Raw genomic sequence first — 376 nt, forward strand, 5'->3', positions numbered from 1 at the left:
CGCAATGGTGCATCCCATCGCGCCTCGCTTCAGAAAGAGCTTGGCATCATTACCAATCGAATCATTCGATGGACAGATCGGTTCTTCCCAGAATTCCAACATGTCTTTAAAGACATCGGGAAAACCGCCCTGGCAGTGCTGGAGAAAACACCATTACCAGAGGACCTTCGAGAAAAAGAAGTGGCGGAGCTACTCCCTTTCTACAAAGAGGTTGCTGGGTTAAAGTGTGTCTCTTCTCCCAAAATAGTTAAACTCAAGGAAGCCGCTGAAATCTCGATCGGGTTGACCGAAGGCCTGGAGATGGCTCGATTTGAGATTCATACCTTGGTTATGCAATATAGACTCGTTCAACAACAGTATGAATTACTGGCAGAAC

At 46.8% G+C, this 376-nt stretch carries 1 pseudogene; it reads left to right on the top strand.

Annotation, left to right across the window (positions count from 1 at the left end):
• Window positions 1–135: 135 nt before the first annotated feature.
• Window positions 136–376, top strand: a pseudogene (locus tag M3627_RS20600) (IS110 family RNA-guided transposase); the annotation flags it as partial.

Source organism: Psychrobacillus sp. MER TA 171, from assembly GCF_023713305.1.
Taxonomy (GTDB): Bacteria; Bacillota; Bacilli; order Bacillales_A; family Planococcaceae; genus Psychrobacillus.